Source organism: Citrobacter sp. ANG330, assembly GCF_047467925.1.
In the GTDB taxonomy this organism is placed as follows: Bacteria; Pseudomonadota; Gammaproteobacteria; order Enterobacterales; family Enterobacteriaceae; genus Citrobacter_A; species Citrobacter_A amalonaticus_G.
Window position 1 is genome coordinate 352,090 of record NZ_JASJUI010000001.1, and the last position, 15,033, is coordinate 367,122.

The 15,033-nt window shown below is 52.9% G+C and carries 16 protein-coding genes; 7 read left to right on the forward strand and 9 right to left on the reverse strand.

Annotated features, from left to right (window positions below; genetic code table 11):
• Positions 1–63: 63 nt before the first annotated feature.
• The gene (locus QNN88_RS01695; RefSeq protein ID WP_414238690.1) at positions 64–561 is read right to left on the reverse strand and encodes a GAF domain-containing protein; all 498 of its coding nucleotides are present in this window, start codon (positions 559–561) and stop codon (positions 64–66) included.
• Positions 562–690: 129 nt separating this feature from the next.
• Between QNN88_RS01695 and yebS the strand changes: the two genes are divergently transcribed.
• The 5 genes from yebS (at position 691) to QNN88_RS01720 (ending at position 6,736) form a co-directional block, all read left to right on the forward strand.
• Positions 691–1,974, forward strand: a complete 1,284-nt coding sequence (gene yebS, locus QNN88_RS01700) for a membrane integrity lipid transport subunit YebS (protein WP_414238691.1) — start codon at positions 691–693, stop codon at positions 1,972–1,974.
• Positions 1,943–4,576: an MlaD family protein gene (locus QNN88_RS01705; RefSeq protein WP_414238692.1), complete on the forward strand. Its 2,634-nt coding sequence runs from the start codon at positions 1,943–1,945 to the stop codon at positions 4,574–4,576. The genes yebS and QNN88_RS01705 overlap by 32 nt, the downstream gene beginning before the upstream one ends.
• Before the next feature lie 77 nt (positions 4,577–4,653).
• Complete coding sequence (rsmF, locus tag QNN88_RS01710) at positions 4,654–6,093, forward strand: 16S rRNA (cytosine(1407)-C(5))-methyltransferase RsmF (RefSeq protein ID WP_414238693.1); 1,440 nt, start codon at positions 4,654–4,656, stop codon at positions 6,091–6,093.
• A 114-nt stretch (positions 6,094–6,207) separates the two neighbouring features.
• Complete coding sequence (locus QNN88_RS01715; protein ID WP_161215572.1) at positions 6,208–6,444, forward strand: YebV family protein; 237 nt, start codon at positions 6,208–6,210, stop codon at positions 6,442–6,444.
• 100 nt (positions 6,445–6,544) lie between these two features.
• Positions 6,545–6,736, forward strand: a complete 192-nt coding sequence (locus QNN88_RS01720; RefSeq protein WP_414238694.1) for a YebW family protein — start codon at positions 6,545–6,547, stop codon at positions 6,734–6,736.
• Here the strand turns inward: QNN88_RS01720 and pphA are convergent, their stop codons facing one another.
• The 3 genes from pphA to QNN88_RS01735 form a co-directional block, all read right to left on the reverse strand.
• Positions 6,737–7,399 carry a protein-serine/threonine phosphatase gene (gene pphA, locus QNN88_RS01725; protein ID WP_414238695.1) on the reverse strand — a complete coding sequence of 221 codons (663 nt, stop codon included), beginning with the start codon at positions 7,397–7,399 and terminating at the stop codon, positions 6,737–6,739.
• 367 nt (positions 7,400–7,766) lie between these two features.
• Positions 7,767–8,039 carry a prophage tail fiber N-terminal domain-containing protein gene (locus QNN88_RS01730; protein WP_414238696.1) on the reverse strand — a complete coding sequence of 91 codons (273 nt, stop codon included), beginning with the start codon at positions 8,037–8,039 and terminating at the stop codon, positions 7,767–7,769.
• A complete protein-coding gene (locus tag QNN88_RS01735) occupies positions 8,039–9,070 on the reverse strand; it encodes a late control protein (RefSeq protein ID WP_414238697.1) in 1,032 nt (343 codons plus the stop codon). The genes QNN88_RS01730 and QNN88_RS01735 overlap by 1 nt, the downstream gene beginning before the upstream one ends.
• 262 nt (positions 9,071–9,332) lie before the next feature.
• On the opposite strand from QNN88_RS01735, the gene QNN88_RS01740 reads away from it, so the two are divergent.
• Positions 9,333–9,950 (forward strand): Rha family transcriptional regulator, encoded by a 618-nt coding sequence (locus tag QNN88_RS01740; protein WP_414238698.1) that lies wholly within the window; start codon positions 9,333–9,335, stop codon positions 9,948–9,950.
• 29 nt (positions 9,951–9,979) lie between these two features.
• On the opposite strand, the gene QNN88_RS01745 is transcribed toward QNN88_RS01740, so the two are convergent.
• Positions 9,980–10,186 (reverse strand): tail protein X, encoded by a 207-nt coding sequence (locus QNN88_RS01745; RefSeq protein ID WP_414238699.1) that lies wholly within the window; start codon positions 10,184–10,186, stop codon positions 9,980–9,982.
• A gap of 18 nt (positions 10,187–10,204) precedes the next feature.
• Between QNN88_RS01745 and QNN88_RS01750 the strand changes: the two genes are divergently transcribed.
• Positions 10,205–10,540: a superinfection immunity protein gene (locus QNN88_RS01750; RefSeq protein ID WP_414238700.1), complete on the forward strand. Its 336-nt coding sequence runs from the start codon at positions 10,205–10,207 to the stop codon at positions 10,538–10,540.
• A 2-nt stretch (positions 10,541–10,542) separates the two neighbouring features.
• Here QNN88_RS01750 and QNN88_RS01755 read toward each other — a convergent pair whose 3' ends face one another.
• The 4 genes from QNN88_RS01755 to QNN88_RS01770 all read right to left on the reverse strand — a co-directional run bounded on the left by QNN88_RS01755 (position 10,543) and on the right by QNN88_RS01770 (position 14,995).
• Positions 10,543–12,198: a hypothetical protein gene (locus QNN88_RS01755; RefSeq protein WP_414238701.1), complete on the reverse strand. Its 1,656-nt coding sequence runs from the start codon at positions 12,196–12,198 to the stop codon at positions 10,543–10,545.
• A gap of 117 nt (positions 12,199–12,315) precedes the next feature.
• Complete coding sequence (locus QNN88_RS01760; protein WP_414238702.1) at positions 12,316–12,600, reverse strand: phage tail assembly protein; 285 nt, start codon at positions 12,598–12,600, stop codon at positions 12,316–12,318.
• 354 nt (positions 12,601–12,954) lie between these two features.
• The gene (locus QNN88_RS01765; protein ID WP_414238703.1) at positions 12,955–13,464 is read right to left on the reverse strand and encodes a phage major tail tube protein; all 510 of its coding nucleotides are present in this window, start codon (positions 13,462–13,464) and stop codon (positions 12,955–12,957) included.
• A 10-nt stretch (positions 13,465–13,474) separates the two neighbouring features.
• Positions 13,475–14,995 carry a phage tail sheath family protein gene (locus tag QNN88_RS01770; protein WP_414238704.1) on the reverse strand — a complete coding sequence of 507 codons (1,521 nt, stop codon included), beginning with the start codon at positions 14,993–14,995 and terminating at the stop codon, positions 13,475–13,477.
• Positions 14,996–15,033: the final 38 nt, after the last annotated feature.

The following is a 15,033-nucleotide window of genomic DNA, read 5'->3' on the forward strand; positions in this document are numbered from 1 at the left end:
GCAGCAGGCATGAACAGGCGTCATTATAATGACGCCATCAGTAATTGCTACGTTATCCGTTGATTATCCTGCGACGCTCGCAAAGAATTTTTTGTAATCCGTCATTGCAAGCACGGTTTCAAGCTGCGCAACGAGCCGACGAAGACCTTCTTCATCCTCAACGGTGAAGCGCCCAAATACCGTACTGTCGATGTCCAGTACGCCAATAATATGACCTTTGACGCTTATTGGCAGAACAATCTCCGCATTACTGGCCGCATCGCAGGCAATATGACCATCAAATGCGTGAACGTCCTCAATTCGCTGAACCTGGTTCTGGGCAACGGCTGTACCGCACACGCCGCGCCCCACCGGGATCCGCACACAGGCAATTTTGCCCTGAAACGGACCTAATACCAGCGTATCGCCTTCGAGCAGGTAAAATCCTGCCCAGTTAACATCTGAAAGACGTTCATACAACAGTGCGCTGGTATTCGCCAGCGTCGCCAGAAAACTGGTTTCACCTGCCATTAAAGCCTGGAAATCGCGGTTCAGATCCGCGTATAGCTCTGTCTTGTTCATTATATAATCACTTAGTTGTCTTACTCCGATACTGCAGCCTATTAAAATAAGCATTAAATGCGTTAATGCTCAAGATCATTCCCGTCATGAGTTAAGATTACATAAATCTAACATTTTGATTCGCGATACATGGCTCTTAAGACTCAACATATAACGCCTGCAAAAAAAATAGCGATTCGGTCCATCAGCGAAGCACTGCCGCGTGCGCACTATCAGCGTTGTCCGCAATGCGACATGCTGTTTAGCTTGCCGAAGATGCGTTCCCATCAGAGCGCGTATTGCCCACGCTGCCAGGCGAAAATTCGCGATGGTCGGGACTGGTCGCTCACGCGACTCGGCGCGATGGCGGTCACCATGCTGCTGCTGATGCCTTTCGCCTGGGGCGAACCGCTACTGCATATCTATCTGCTGGGCATTCGCATTGACGCCAACGTCATGCAGGGCATTTGGCAGATGACGAAGCAAGGCGATCCAATCACCGCGGCAATGGTGCTGTTTTGCGTTGCGGGCGCCCCGCTGATCCTGGTCAGTGCGATTGCCTACCTGTGCTTTGGCAACATTCTCGGCATGAATTTGCGCCCGGTGTTGCTGATGCTGGAGAAACTTAAAGAGTGGGTGATGCTGGATATTTATCTGGTCGGTATTGGCGTGGCGTCAATCAAAGTTCAGGATTACGCTTTTTTGCAACCGGGCGTGGGGCTTTTTGCCTTTGTTGCGCTGGTCATTCTCAGCATTCTGACCCTTTCGCATCTGAACATCGAACAACTGTGGGAGCGTTTCTATCCGCAACGCCCGGCCAAACGCCCGGACGAGAAGCTCCGCGTCTGCCTCGGCTGTCATTTTACCGGCTATCCGGATATCCGTGGCCGCTGTCCGCGTTGCCATATTCCCTTGCGCGAGCGCCGAAAACAAAGCATCCAGAAATGCTGGGCGGCGCTGTTGGCATCGATTGTTTTTTTGCTGCCTGCTAACCTGATGCCAATCTCGGTTATCTATGTCAACGGCGGACGCCAGGAAGACACTATCATGTCAGGCATTATGTCGCTGGCGAGCAGTAATATCGCCGTTGCCGCGGTGGTCTTTATTGCCAGTATTCTGGTGCCGTTTACCAAAGTGATTGTCATGTTTACCCTGCTGCTCAGTATTCACTTCAAATGTGAGCAGGGTTTACGCACGCGTATGCAACTTTTGCGTCTGGTCACGTGGATCGGGCGCTGGTCGATGTTGGATCTGTTCGTGATTTCCTTAACCATGTCGCTAATCAACCGCGATCAGATTCTTGCTTTTACTATGGGACCGGCTGCGTTTTATTTCGGCTCAGCGGTCATTTTGACTATTCTTGCTGTGGAATGGCTGGACAGCCGCTTACTTTGGGATGCACATGAGTCAGGAAACGCCCGCTTCGCAGACTGAAGCGCAAATTAAAACAAAACGTCGTATTTCACCGTTCTGGCTACTGCCGCTGATTGCGTTAATGATTGCGGGATGGCTGATATGGAACAGTTATGAAGATCGCGGCAACACCGTGACCATCGACTTTCAGTCCGCAGACGGTATCGTCGCTGGCCGTACACCCGTTCGCTATCAGGGCGTGGAAGTCGGCACGGTGCAGGATATCCGCCTGAGTAAGGATCTGCGTAAAATCGAGGTTCGCGTCAGCATTAAATCCGATATGAAAGACGCCCTGCGTGAAGAGACGCAGTTCTGGCTGGTAACGCCCAAAGCGTCGCTTGCAGGCGTCTCTGGCCTGGATGCGCTGGTGGGCGGGAACTATATCGGCATGATGCCCGGCAAAGGCGCGGAAAAAGATCACTTTGTCGCCCTGGATACCCAACCGAAATATCGACTGGATAACGGCGATCTGATGATTCATCTCAACGCACCGGATTTGGGCTCGTTGAACAGCGGCTCGCTGGTTTATTTCCGCAAAATCCCGGTCGGTAAAGTCTACGACTACAGCATTAATCCGAACAAACAGGGCGTCACCATCGACGTGCTGGTGGAGCGTCGCTTTACCAATCTGGTGAAAAAAGGCAGTCGCTTCTGGAACGTTTCCGGCGTGGATGCTGACGTTAGTCTGAGTGGCGCGAAGGTTAAACTGGAAAGTCTGGCGGCCCTGGTGAATGGTGCAATCGCCTTTGACTCGCCCGATGACTCAAAAACCGCAGAGCAAGATGATACCTTCGGCCTGTATAAAGATCTGGCCCACAGTCAGCGCGGCGTCATTATTAAACTTGAACTGCCGGGCGGCGAAGGACTGAAGGCCGATTCTACGCCCCTGATGTATCAGGGGCTCGAAGTCGGCCAACTCACCAAACTGGATTTACAATCCGGTGGCAAAGTGACCGGTGAAATGACCGTCGATCCGAGCGTGGTCACGCTGTTACGTGAGACGACGCGCATTGAACTGCGCAGTCCTAAACTCTCGCTGAGTGATGCCAATGTCAGCGCATTGCTCACAGGCAAAACCTTTGAACTGGTGCCCGGTACGGGTGAACCACGCAACGAATATGTGGTGGTTCCCGGTGAAAGAGCGCTGCTGCACGAACCGGACGTCCTGACCTTTACCCTGACCGCGCCGGAAAGCTATGGCATCGATGCCGGTCAGCCGCTGATCCTGCACGGTGTGCAGGTCGGTCAGGTTATCGAACGCAAGCTGACCAGCAAAGGCGTAACGTTTACCGTCGCAGTCGATCCGCAACATCGCGACCTGGTGCAGGGCGACAGTAAATTCGTGGTTAACAGCCGTGTGGATGTCAAAGTCGGTCTTGATGGCGTTGAGTTCCTCGGTGCCAGCGCCAGCGAATGGATCAACGGCGGTATTCGCATATTGCCGGGCAGCAAAGGGGCCATGAAGTCCACTTATCCGCTGTATGCCAATCTGGAAAAAGCCGTGGAGAACAGCCTGAGCGATCTGCCGACCACCACCCTGACTCTGCGTGCGGAAACGCTGCCGGACGTGCAGGCCGGTTCTGTCGTGCTGTATCGTAAATTTGAAGTCGGTGAAGTGATCACCGTGCGCCCACGTGCCGACGCATTTGATATCGATCTGCACATTAAGCCGGAGTACCGCAACCTGCTGACCAGCAACAGCGTCTTCTGGGCGGAAGGCGGCGCTAAAGTGCAACTCAACGGCAGCGGGCTGACGGTGCAGGCCTCTCCCCTGTCGCGCGCGCTGAAGGGCGCGATCAGTTTTGACAACCTGAGCGGTGCCAGCGCCAGCCAGCGTAAAGGCGACAAGCGTATTTTGTATGCCTCTGAGACCGCTGCACGCGCGGTCGGCGGACAAATTACTCTCCACGCTTTTGATGCCGGGAAACTGGCTGCCGGTATGCCCATTCGCTATCTCGGCATTGATATTGGGCAGATTCAGACGCTTGAACTGCTCACCTCACGCAACGAGGTCCAGGCGAAAGCGGTACTGTACCCGGAATATGTGCAGACATTCGCCCGTGGGGGTACGCGCTTCTCCGTGATTACGCCGCAAATCTCCGCCGCAGGTGTGGAGCACCTCGACACCATCCTGCAACCCTACATCAACGTCGAGCCGGGCCGGGGTAATCCGCGCCGTGACTTTGAACTACAGGAAGCGACCATTACTGACTCACGCTACCTTGACGGGTTGAGTATTGTGCTTGAAGTCCCCGAAGCAGGCTCGCTGGCGATCGGTACACCAGTGCTGTTCCGTGGGATTGAAGTCGGTACGGTCACCGGCATGACGCTCGGCACCTTGTCTGACCGTGTGATGATTGCCTTACGCATCAGCCAACGCTATCAGCACCTGGTCCGTAACAACTCCGTCTTCTGGCTGGCCTCAGGATACAGTCTGGACTTTGGTCTGACCGGCGGCGTCGTGAAGACTGGCACGTTTAATCAGTTCATTCGCGGCGGTATTGCGTTCGCCACGCCGCCGGGCACCCCGCTGGCGCCGAAAGCGCAGGCCGGAAAACACTTCCTGCTGCTCGAAAGTGAGCCGAAAGAGTGGCGTGAATGGGGAACCGCACTGCCACGCTAAAGTCAGGCTCCGGCGTGCTCGCGCCGGAGCCTTTATGCTACACTGCGCGCTTGTTTTATTGCCGGTGGTGCCCCCCCGTGACTCAACACGCTGTTTATTTTCCTGACGCCTTTTTGGCACAAATGCGCGAGGCGATGCCCGCACACCTCTCCTTTGATGACTTTCTCGCCGCCTGCCAGCGCCCGTTACGCCGCAGCATTCGCGTGAATACGCTTAAAATTTCGGTTGCCGATTTCCTCACCTTAACCGCACCGTATGGCTGGTCGCTGACGCCGGTTCCCTGGTGTGAAGAAGGCTTCTGGATTGAGCGCGAGGATGAGGATGCACACCCGCTGGGCAGTACTGCCGAGCATCTTAGCGGCCTGTTCTATATTCAGGAAGCCAGCTCCATGCTGCCGGTCGCCGCGCTGTTTGCCGACAATACTTCGCCGAACCGCGTGATGGATGTTGCCGCCGCGCCGGGTTCAAAAACCACGCAAATCGCGGCACGCATGGGCAACCAGGGGGCGATTCTCGCGAACGAGTACTCAGCCAGTCGGGTGAAAGTGCTGCATGCCAATATCAGTCGCTGCGGGATAAGCAACGTCGCGCTGACCCATTTTGATGGCCGCGTATTCGGCGCAGCGCTGCCGGAAATGTTCGACGCGATTTTGCTCGATGCCCCCTGCTCGGGTGAAGGCGTCGTGCGAAAAGATCCGGATGCGCTAAAAAACTGGTCCGTTGAGAGCAATCTTGCCATTGCTGCAACCCAGCGCGAACTGATCGACAGCGCTTTTCACGCGCTGCGACCGGGGGGCTCGCTGGTTTACTCCACTTGTACATTAAATCGCGAAGAGAACGAAGCCGTACTGACCTGGCTAAAAGAGGCGTATGCTGATGCAGTTGAGTTTTTACCGTTAGGCGATCTTTTTCCTGAGGCGAATCAGGCGCTGACGGCAGAAGGTTTCCTGCATGTGTTCCCGCAGATTTATGACTGCGAAGGGTTTTTCGTCGCGCGTCTGCGTAAAACGGCGTCCCTTCCCGCGCTGCCTGCGCCGAAGTACAAAGTAGGCAACTTCCCTTTTACCCCCGTCAAAGGCCGCGAAGCCACAAACATTAACCAGGCCGCTAACGCCATGGGTTTGCACTGGAGTGAAAATCTGCATCTCTGGCAGCGCGATAAAGAGATCTGGCTTTTCCCGGCGGAGATTGAAACGCTGATCGGTAAAGTGCGCTTCTCCCGCCTTGGTGTGAAGCTGGCAGAAACCCATAACAAAGGTTATCGCTGGCAGCACGAAGCGGTTATCGCGCTGGCTGATATAAATCACCGCTGTGCGTTTGAACTGTCTCCCCAGGAGGCAGAAGAGTGGTATCGTGGTCGCGATGTCTACCCCCAGACTGCTCCTGCCACGGACGATGTGCTGGTGACCTTTCAGCATCAGCCAATAGGTCTTGCTAAGCGGATCGGTTCACGGCTGAAAAACAGCTACCCGCGCGAACTGGTGAGAGATGGAAAATTGTTTACCGGTAACATCTGAAATCGGAAAATTTGCGCATTTTTTGACTGGCGCTTTTGCCTGCGTTGACTACGCTGAAAAATGGACGTCCTGACTGGTCGTACCACAATCAGCGAATCAACGGAGAGCACGATGATGAAAACCAGTGTGCGCATTGGCGCTTTTGAAATTGACGATGCCGAGTTACACGGCGAGTCGCCGGGAGACCGAACGTTAACCATTCCATGTAAATCTGACCCGGATTTATGCATGCAACTGGATGCCTGGGACGATGAAACCAGCGTTCCAGCCCTACTGAATGGCGAACATTCGGTTCTTTTCCGTAAACACTACGACCGTAAGTCTGATGCCTGGATCATGCGTCTTGCCTGATTCAAAAAGAACCCGTCTGCCGGCGGGTTATTTATTCTCCCTTCCCGCTTGCGTTAATTCCTCCTACACTTTTGTTATGGCTGTACAAAATGAGGATAGGATGTTCGCACTGGTTTTGTTTGTCTGTTATCTGGATGGCGGTTGCGAAGATATCGTCGTGGATGTTTACGATACAGAGCAGCAGTGCCTGTATTATATGGACGATCAGCGGATTCGCCAGGGTGGCTGTTTTCCGGTAGAGGACTTTATCGATAGCTTCTGGGCCCCTGCGCAGCAATACAGTGATTTTTAATTACTGTAGTTGTACCAGCGTTAACTCGCCGCCGAATACCGCGCCCGTATCAATGTAATGCAGATTAGCGCTATCGAAACGCTCGCGCAGCGGGGTATGCCCAAACCAGAAATGGTCAGCCCCGGTAATGGCGCTCCCCCCTCCCGCAAGATGCGCGTTCAGTCGTGCACGTCGCCACAATACCTCCTGGAGATTAACCGGCTTTTGCCACTGATAGACCTCTTGCGGGTAATCGGCGTGGGCGACGACATGCGTCTCCTCACGACAGTGCAGTTCCAGGATCCATGGCAATTGCTGGCAATATTCCAGCGCCAGCGTAGCCTGATGCCGTTTCTGCTCCGGCAGCGCCGAAAACCAGCCACCGCCATTCATCGTCCACAACGACCACTGTGACGTGCGCAGAGCATCGAGTGCCATCTGCTCATGATTTCCCCTGACCGCCACTATCCAGCGCTTACGCAGTAGTTGCAGACAGCGCAAACTGTCAGGACCGCGATCGATGAGATCGCCCACGGAGATCAGTAAATCCTGCCAGGGATCAAAGCGACAGGTCCGCAACTTTGCCATCAGCAGCGTAAAACAGCCGTGGATATCTCCGACCACCCAGATGTGCCGCCAGTGTGCCCCATCGATCATTTGATAACTATTTTCAGGCTGTTTCATGAGAGTTCTTGTCCTCAGTCACGCCCTAACACAAATTTAACAATAGCAGCAAAAAACGCTGGACGTTTATGCCCGGGTGTGGGTATGGTTTATTCAGAATGATATGTGCGAAATGCCATTAGGCTCAGGAAAAGCACGCGTTCTACAGATAAAAAGAGACCGAATACGATTCCTGTTTATTCCAAAATTTATTTTTCTTCTTTATTTTCAATTAAATAACCAATCTCCAGTACCAAAAACGTACAAATAAAGGTGTATTTTCAGGCACTAAAAATCATATAGTTAGCTAAAATTTCGGACATTTTCGGACCGGATTCGGGCGTTTTTTCCTTCCATGGATAACGATTCCTGATCATAGATTTAGCGTTTACTGGCTCAAAAAATCATTGAGCGTGCCATCGGCACTATCAGCGGATACCTCAATAACCCCGAGATAATCCACGTGCTTTCCTATTGTTGCTGACACTGCAAAACAACCGGTCAGCACGTTCATCGAATAACTGCCGTCAGTATCGGTCGTTACCGAGGCTGTTGTCCCGGATAGCGTTTCTGCCGTTGTTGTCCTGGCTGTTAACGTTATCGTCACTCCGGCCAGCGCGTTACCGAACGGATCATTAAAAATTCCTGAGATAGCCGCCATTACTCCAGCTCCATATTTACGACCAGCCCCGATGGGGTCAGCGAAAAGTCCAGTTTGCTGATATGCCAGTCCCGATCTTCTACGGTACCGAAATCAGCGGTCGTGATAAGGCATTGTGCAGTGAGGTCCATCATCTCCGGCTCGGCGGGCATCGAGACACTCATGCCGACCAGCTTTTTTTTGCTGTGGGTGGAGAATGAGGACGCCAGCTCCTGCGCATCTGCCAGTGTTGGCTCATCAAGATGTATTACAGGTTCACCGCTGCCGATCGTGATGCTTTTGTTTGTCCCGGTACCAAGATCGTAATAGCTGATAACCTGCGTACCGCTGCCGCTCGAACTGCTATCCGGGTGATCGCTGTTACTGTGATATGACCAGCTGTCGGTCATGTCCCGCTGGACCGTGTATTTTTTCAGGTCCTGGCCACTGATCGTGGTTGTCGCATCGCGGGGCGACAATATCCAATAGCCATGAGAGATTTTACTCACTGCGCCGGCGGCGGCGGCCAGCCGGGTTACCAGATTCATATCTGACTCATGAAGCTGGTCAACATGCACCAGCATCTTGCTGGCCAGCGCATCGGGTACGCGGGGCGTCAGACCGTGTTCCGTCGCGATGGTATTCAGCAGGTCGCCGAGCGTGATATTGGAAAACGAGCGCAACCGCTGAGACTGGACCGTGCTGTGGCCGTATGCGTTTGACTTGGAGAACGACCGGGCGACAATCTGAATCAGACGGGGGCCGCTACCTGAACCGCCGGAATTAACGGCATCAACAACGAAAGTCCCTTTGTCCACCAGCTCCTGCCCGAATCCGATCCCGACCTCAAGTTTTGCCCCTTTTTTTGGGAGGTCCAGCTTTTCAGAGGCAATGGTGATCGATACCTGATCACTCTTTTTCTGGTCGCCGCCATAATCTGTAATTGTAAGATTAACCAGGTTATTACGGATTTCATCGGTAATATCACTGCCTTCGGCAGATATTGAGAAATTAGGCTCCCACGGCATACCGCCAGATGTAACGTGTTGCATAGTACCTCTTTGTTAAGTTATAGTGCGAAGCACGAGGTGTCGAAACCTCCAGTAAGCGGATCAGACCCAACCCCGTCAGTGTTGGATTTTTTATGCCTATCATTCAGTGGACGCATTGCGCGGACACTACCCCGATCAATGTCGGGAGGGCGACTAATACAACACCCGCTTGCGGGGAATAAGTCCACGGTCTTACTGCCGTTTCGAACCTCCCGACGCCATTTTTGGCATTAAATTCGAAAAAACAGTAAGGAATCACCCCATGATCGACTCGCTCGCAACGGTAATCCCCGAAGTAAAAATTTCCGACAATCGCGCGGTAACCACGTCACTCGCCGTGGCTGAATACTTCCAGAAACGCCACGACGATGTGCTACGCAAGATCCGCTTAACGATAGGAGATTGCGACCCTGCGTATCATCTCCGCAATTTTACGGAGATGTTCCAGGATGTTGAGGTGGCTAAGGGGGCAGTCCGTAAAACACCCTACTTCGAACTCACCCGCGATGCCTTTGTCCTGATAGTCATGGGCTTTACTGGCAAAAAAGCCCTCCGGTGGAAAATCGACTACATCACCGCCTTCAACGAAATGGAGGCCGAGATCGCAAGGCGAAATACGCAGCCACCAGCGCCGGCTGTGATGCCTATATTTCCAGCTAATTCAGACTTCGACCTCTATACCTGCTTTCGCAATGGTGCGGCTGTCAGTGCACGAATTGTTCCGCAGGGAAAGGTTCTTATGGATTCGTCAGATGCGTGCGCCATGCTCAAGCGAATGGGGATAATACCGATTCACCATAGCGAACTTAGGTTCCTGGCTGCACCTGAAATTATCGCTCTGTGCGATAACGCAGCAAGAGAAGAGGCTCGACAAAGATAAGATAAAACCCCGGCATATGACCGGGGAATTCAATCCCACAGTGAATATGTATCATTCTTTTTATCAGCCTGAATTATTGGTAACTCAATCGTTACCCCTGCACTAAAAACCTCACTCGTTGTCAGGTCGTAATTTTTTGTGTCATAAAGTACCTGTTCAAAAGAATTGTTTGTAAATCCATAATGCTTAGCGCATATTGCGTCCAGTCTTTCACCGTCTTTTGTTGTGTATTTCATAATATCGCCGAGGGTTCTATGTCAGGATTGGATGTAATCACCGCCATTTTTGGAGTTTATATATGGCTATTTCACAACCCAATTATTGGAATTGTGATTTATTTACTTCCCATTATAATTGCAAATATCAGACATCATAAAAATGCTGGTGTAATAACAATTATCGGAATTCTATTCGGATGGATATTTTTGCTCTGGTTCATCCTCGTAATTTGGTCAGCGTTTGGTGAACAAAGTGAAAGCGAAGATCAAACCGCTAGTAATCAAATGACTGAAGAAGAAACTCTTGCTTATCAAAAAGCAAAAAAGCGAGAGACTGAAGCAAAAAATAGATTTATGAATTTGTATAAATAATACTATCCTTGAAAATCTACTGTCGGGCTAAACCCTACACCACCTAATAGTTTTTGCGATTGCTCATACAAATCTTGCGCCATATCCGCTGAGGATCCTGGCGCAAGATTCACAGTGAAATTGAAAGTCGGAGAGTGGGTCACAGTGCTCTGTGTTTCAGTCTTGGGTATATTAGGGACTTCGTTCAAAGAGTCATCTGCATAATTAGTATATGCCGTCTGGTCTGTATTGGAGTGCTCTTCACGCCATGCAATCTCACCAGCATTGGCAATATCGATTGATTCCTGATACCCAAAGCTGGCAGTCGATACTCCCCTTTTTTTTGCCTCAACTTCTAAGGCTCTTGTTCTGGCATCCTGAATCGTATCCATTTGTGCAGCTGTACGTTCGTCGGGCAAAAGCCATTTCAGTTTCTCCCCAACCGCGATCACCTCTTCACCAAAAGTTTCGAGGCCATCAACCAGCCTTTTGGGACCTCCACCTGTCGCCCAATCGCCAATTGATTTGGCGATTTCCTCCTTGTTCTCTTTAATCCATGTTAAGGCGCTATCTTCAAGGGATTTCAACTGAGGCTCCATAGCCTTGCCAACCTCCCCCGCCATCCCCATTAATGCAGTCTCGCCAGACGTCCAGATGTTGCTCAGCGTACGCGATGCCTCGATCGCACCTTCGGCCTCTGCGTTGGTGGTATTGTTCAGCCTGGCAGAGCTTTTCATCACTTCATCATAGGTCTGATTAAGGCCGATGATATAGGTTGCCAGCTTGTTCGCTTCACCGCCCATCAACTGGTCTGCTAGTGACTCCCCCTGTGTCGCCGTCAAATCCTTGGACCTAACGCGGCTGGTAATCGCCTGCATAACCGTGTCGAACTGCTGAGATTTAGACATGGCCAGCAGCCGAGATTTCACCGTGCCAATCTGACCAAGCATCAGGTTGAGGGTTTTATCATTCCCCTGCGCGCCGACTTTATTACTGAGTTCCTCAGCCAGATCACCAAAGTTCTCCCCGTTCAGACCTGCCTGCTCGGCCAGAATGCTACCCGCCTTATATTTCTCATATGACAGGCCGTAGCTTTTCGCCACGCCGGCCTCTTCGGCCAGCTTCTTATTGGCTGCAATGATCATGCCGGGTAAACCGACCGCCGCGCCAGCTGCGCCAACGGCACCCCATTTCAGACCATGCCCAATACCATGAGCTACAGATAATCCCCCTCGCCCTGCAGCAGAGTAAAAGGATTGCCGGCGCTTGGCGCTTCGCTGCGCTTTCGCCTCAATTTCCTGCTCTTTTTTGCGTTCAGCGTTGAGCTTTTCCAGCTCTTTTTCAGCTCGGCTAATACCGACGGCCACGGTTTTATATTCGGCGGTCAGTTTCGATACGTCCTCACCGGCCTTAACGCCGGCGCGGATCTTCTTCTCGAGGTTAGCTTGCTTGGCCGTCAGCGCGGCCATGCTTTTACCCATGAGATTCAGCTTGCTGGTGGTGGTTGTGGAGCCCTCCTGCAGCTCCTTCATCCATTTCGTCTGTACGCCCATGGTTTTGAGCGTGACTTTCTCGCTTTCCTGAATGTTGGTGGTCAGCCATTTCAGGGAACGGCCCAGCGAGCTATCAATGGAGCCGCCGAAGTTAACCGACGCGTTAAACTGTTCACTTTTAGCCATGTTCTTTGCTCAACCTTTGGGCTTTGGCCCGATAGAGGTTATGGATGCTGACCGGCAGATCCAGTTGCTCGGTCAGCGAGACCTTACACCAGCGCGTAATAATGCCCTGGCTATCGATCAGCGCTCGGTCTGTCTCTGGTCCGGGGGCAGCAAAAAACGGTTGGCTTCCGTCAGCAGTTGGTCATAGTCATACCCAGGAAGGGTATACAGGTCCACCGGAGCCAGACCGCAAAGGCTGGCAACCATATTAAGCTCGCGTTCGGTGGCGTCGCCCTTCGCTTTATTCAGCATAATGCGGTCGCGTACGGTAGGCTCACGCATGGTGATCTCGGTGACTTCTTTGCCATCGATGGAGAACGGACGGGACAGAGTAATAACGACGGTATCAGCTGGGTAATTCATGATTTATTCCCTATTAAATAATTAGTTAACTTTTTACAGCGGTGATGAAACTGGACAAAACCCAGACAAAGGGGATAAGCCACAGCAAGATAAATCGCCAATTTGGTAGACGTTCGCTCATAATTCGCACCTCTCTGAGAATTTTGCTAATATAGATGGCGCTGAGTTTCTTCATGGATGCTGTAAACTCCGTTTAGAATCAAGTTTGCTATTGTTGTTGTGCATTCAATGCTCCTTGTATGCCAATAAAAAACCCCGCCATGCGTCAACATGCGGGGTTTTGTCTTTTATGCCCCTTATTGGGGTTATTCTTTCAGGCTGTCAGCCGTAAAACATCTTGTTCCGACACCACCACTATTTGCGCAGCGCGCTCTTTTCGTACGCCAGCGCGTTCACGCCGTTGATGCTGCGGATCATATGCGCCGGGTCTATTTCAATCAGCACTTTGTCGTCTGCCGTCAGTTTGTAATAACTGAGGTTCATGGTGACCGACATGCCGACGCTCTCCTGGCCGTCGGTGGCTGTTTCATCCTGCTCGATGGTGGCGATGATGCCCTCGAACTCATCCACCCAGGTGTGAAAATCACCGTTCGTGTCTTTGAACGTCCGGCGCACCTGCGCGCGGGTGGTATTGCCCTGCACAAAACCGAACAGCGTCAGCACGTCCTGATCGCAGGCGGTTTTAAACTCCAGCTGCATCGCCTCCATGCCGGTGTCCACCGGGATCGGCATATCCATCCAGGCGGGTTTATAGCTGCCAATGGTGGCGGTCAGTGGCGGCGGCGTGATGGATTTGATACCGCCGACGCTCACGTTGTCCTGCAGCCAGAGGCCGGACTTCGAATAAATAAAACCTGCGTCCATTTACTGCTCCTTATGCGGTTGTGGTCGAGGATGAAGATGACAGGCCCAGCGCCTGGACGGTGTAAGAGTTATCGATCGAGTACGTCCCGATGATCTCTTCTGCCGGCGATTTGGTACCGAGCGCGACGTTGTAATAGAACTGGCCGGCGGCCAGCGTTTCTTCGGTGTTCAGGTCCGGGTCAGCCCATGCGCGCCCGCCGTTCAGCGGACGGCCAGAGCCGGTATTCTGGCGGATATAGCTGTTAATGGACCCGAGCAGCGAGTCGCTAAAGGCGGCATCGATGGGGCGGTCGGTGTAATTTTTGGTGATCATCAACTGGATGGAGTCCTCAATGGCGTCCATTGTGCGGCGTACCGCCTCGAAGCGCAGCTGAGGATCGGAGGAGCAAAGGCGGTTACCCCAGTGTTTATAGCTGTCCTGCATAATGATGGTGCTGACGTTCGCCTGGTTCAGTTGGTTAACGGTGCAGGTATCACTACCGATGACATAATCGTCCACCTGCTCCAGCCCGGTGAAGCCCAGCACTTCCTTGTTAGACTTCGACCACCAGTAACCGTAATTACTGTCAGTGGCTACGCGAAGTCCCGCCGCGACCGCTGAGTATGGACGGGCAGAGTTTTTGCCGGTGATATCGCTCGTCACCATGATGCGCGGACGCAGGATTTCTACGCGGGCACCATACTCCTGCGCGCGGATTGCGACACTTTCGGCGGTGGCCATCGAGGGCGAGTCGAGGTAGGTCACCGCGCGTAAGGTTGCGGCCATACTCTCCAGCGCCTTACCCACGCCGTCGTCTGTGCTCCAGTCCGGAGCAATCAGGATTCTGGGCTGATAGTTCAGCGTCCCCTGCCCCAACTGCAGCGCCTGAATCCCCTGGATAATATTGGCGGTCTGCTGTTCGGGGTCATCATCGTCCTCAGCGCGGACCACCACCACCAGCGCGCCGATATTGTTCAAAATATCATTCATATCGGCATACAGTGTGCCGCTGTATCCCAGCTGCTTCGCCTTGCTGCGACTACCGGAAATCAGTGCCGGGGTATACAGAGGAAACGGCTCGGCGGCGCCGCCGGTCAGGTTCGTTGCCGAAACAGGAGCGACAACGCCCGCGCCGGTGGTGCCGGAATAGAGCGCGGCGGTAATACCGGAGTCGGCCACAGCGGTAACCGCGGCGACAACATCCACCGCCGTGGCAGTAACGGCCCCCGTTTCGTCGGTGCCGAGAGTAATAGTCAGCAAATCGTCAGCGAATACTGCGGAAGTCGTCGCGCCCACTGGCGCATCCGGATCGGAAGTATCCGGCACGCCAGAGACGGCGGTAACCTGTAGCTGGTTGCCGTCGGTACCGACAGCCGCCGCGGTATACACAATCGAGTTATTCACCAGCGTGCTGCCGAGCGTCAATGTTGCCGCCGTTCCGGACAGTGCGTCAGGAGCGGTACCAACGAGGCCAATCACCGACATATTGACAGTTGTGATTGCCTGAGTTTGCGAGTCAGATTCTTTCGTGACCGCGCCATGTACATCCATAGTCGTCTCCAATAAAAAAACGCCGTAGCGGGTAGGTT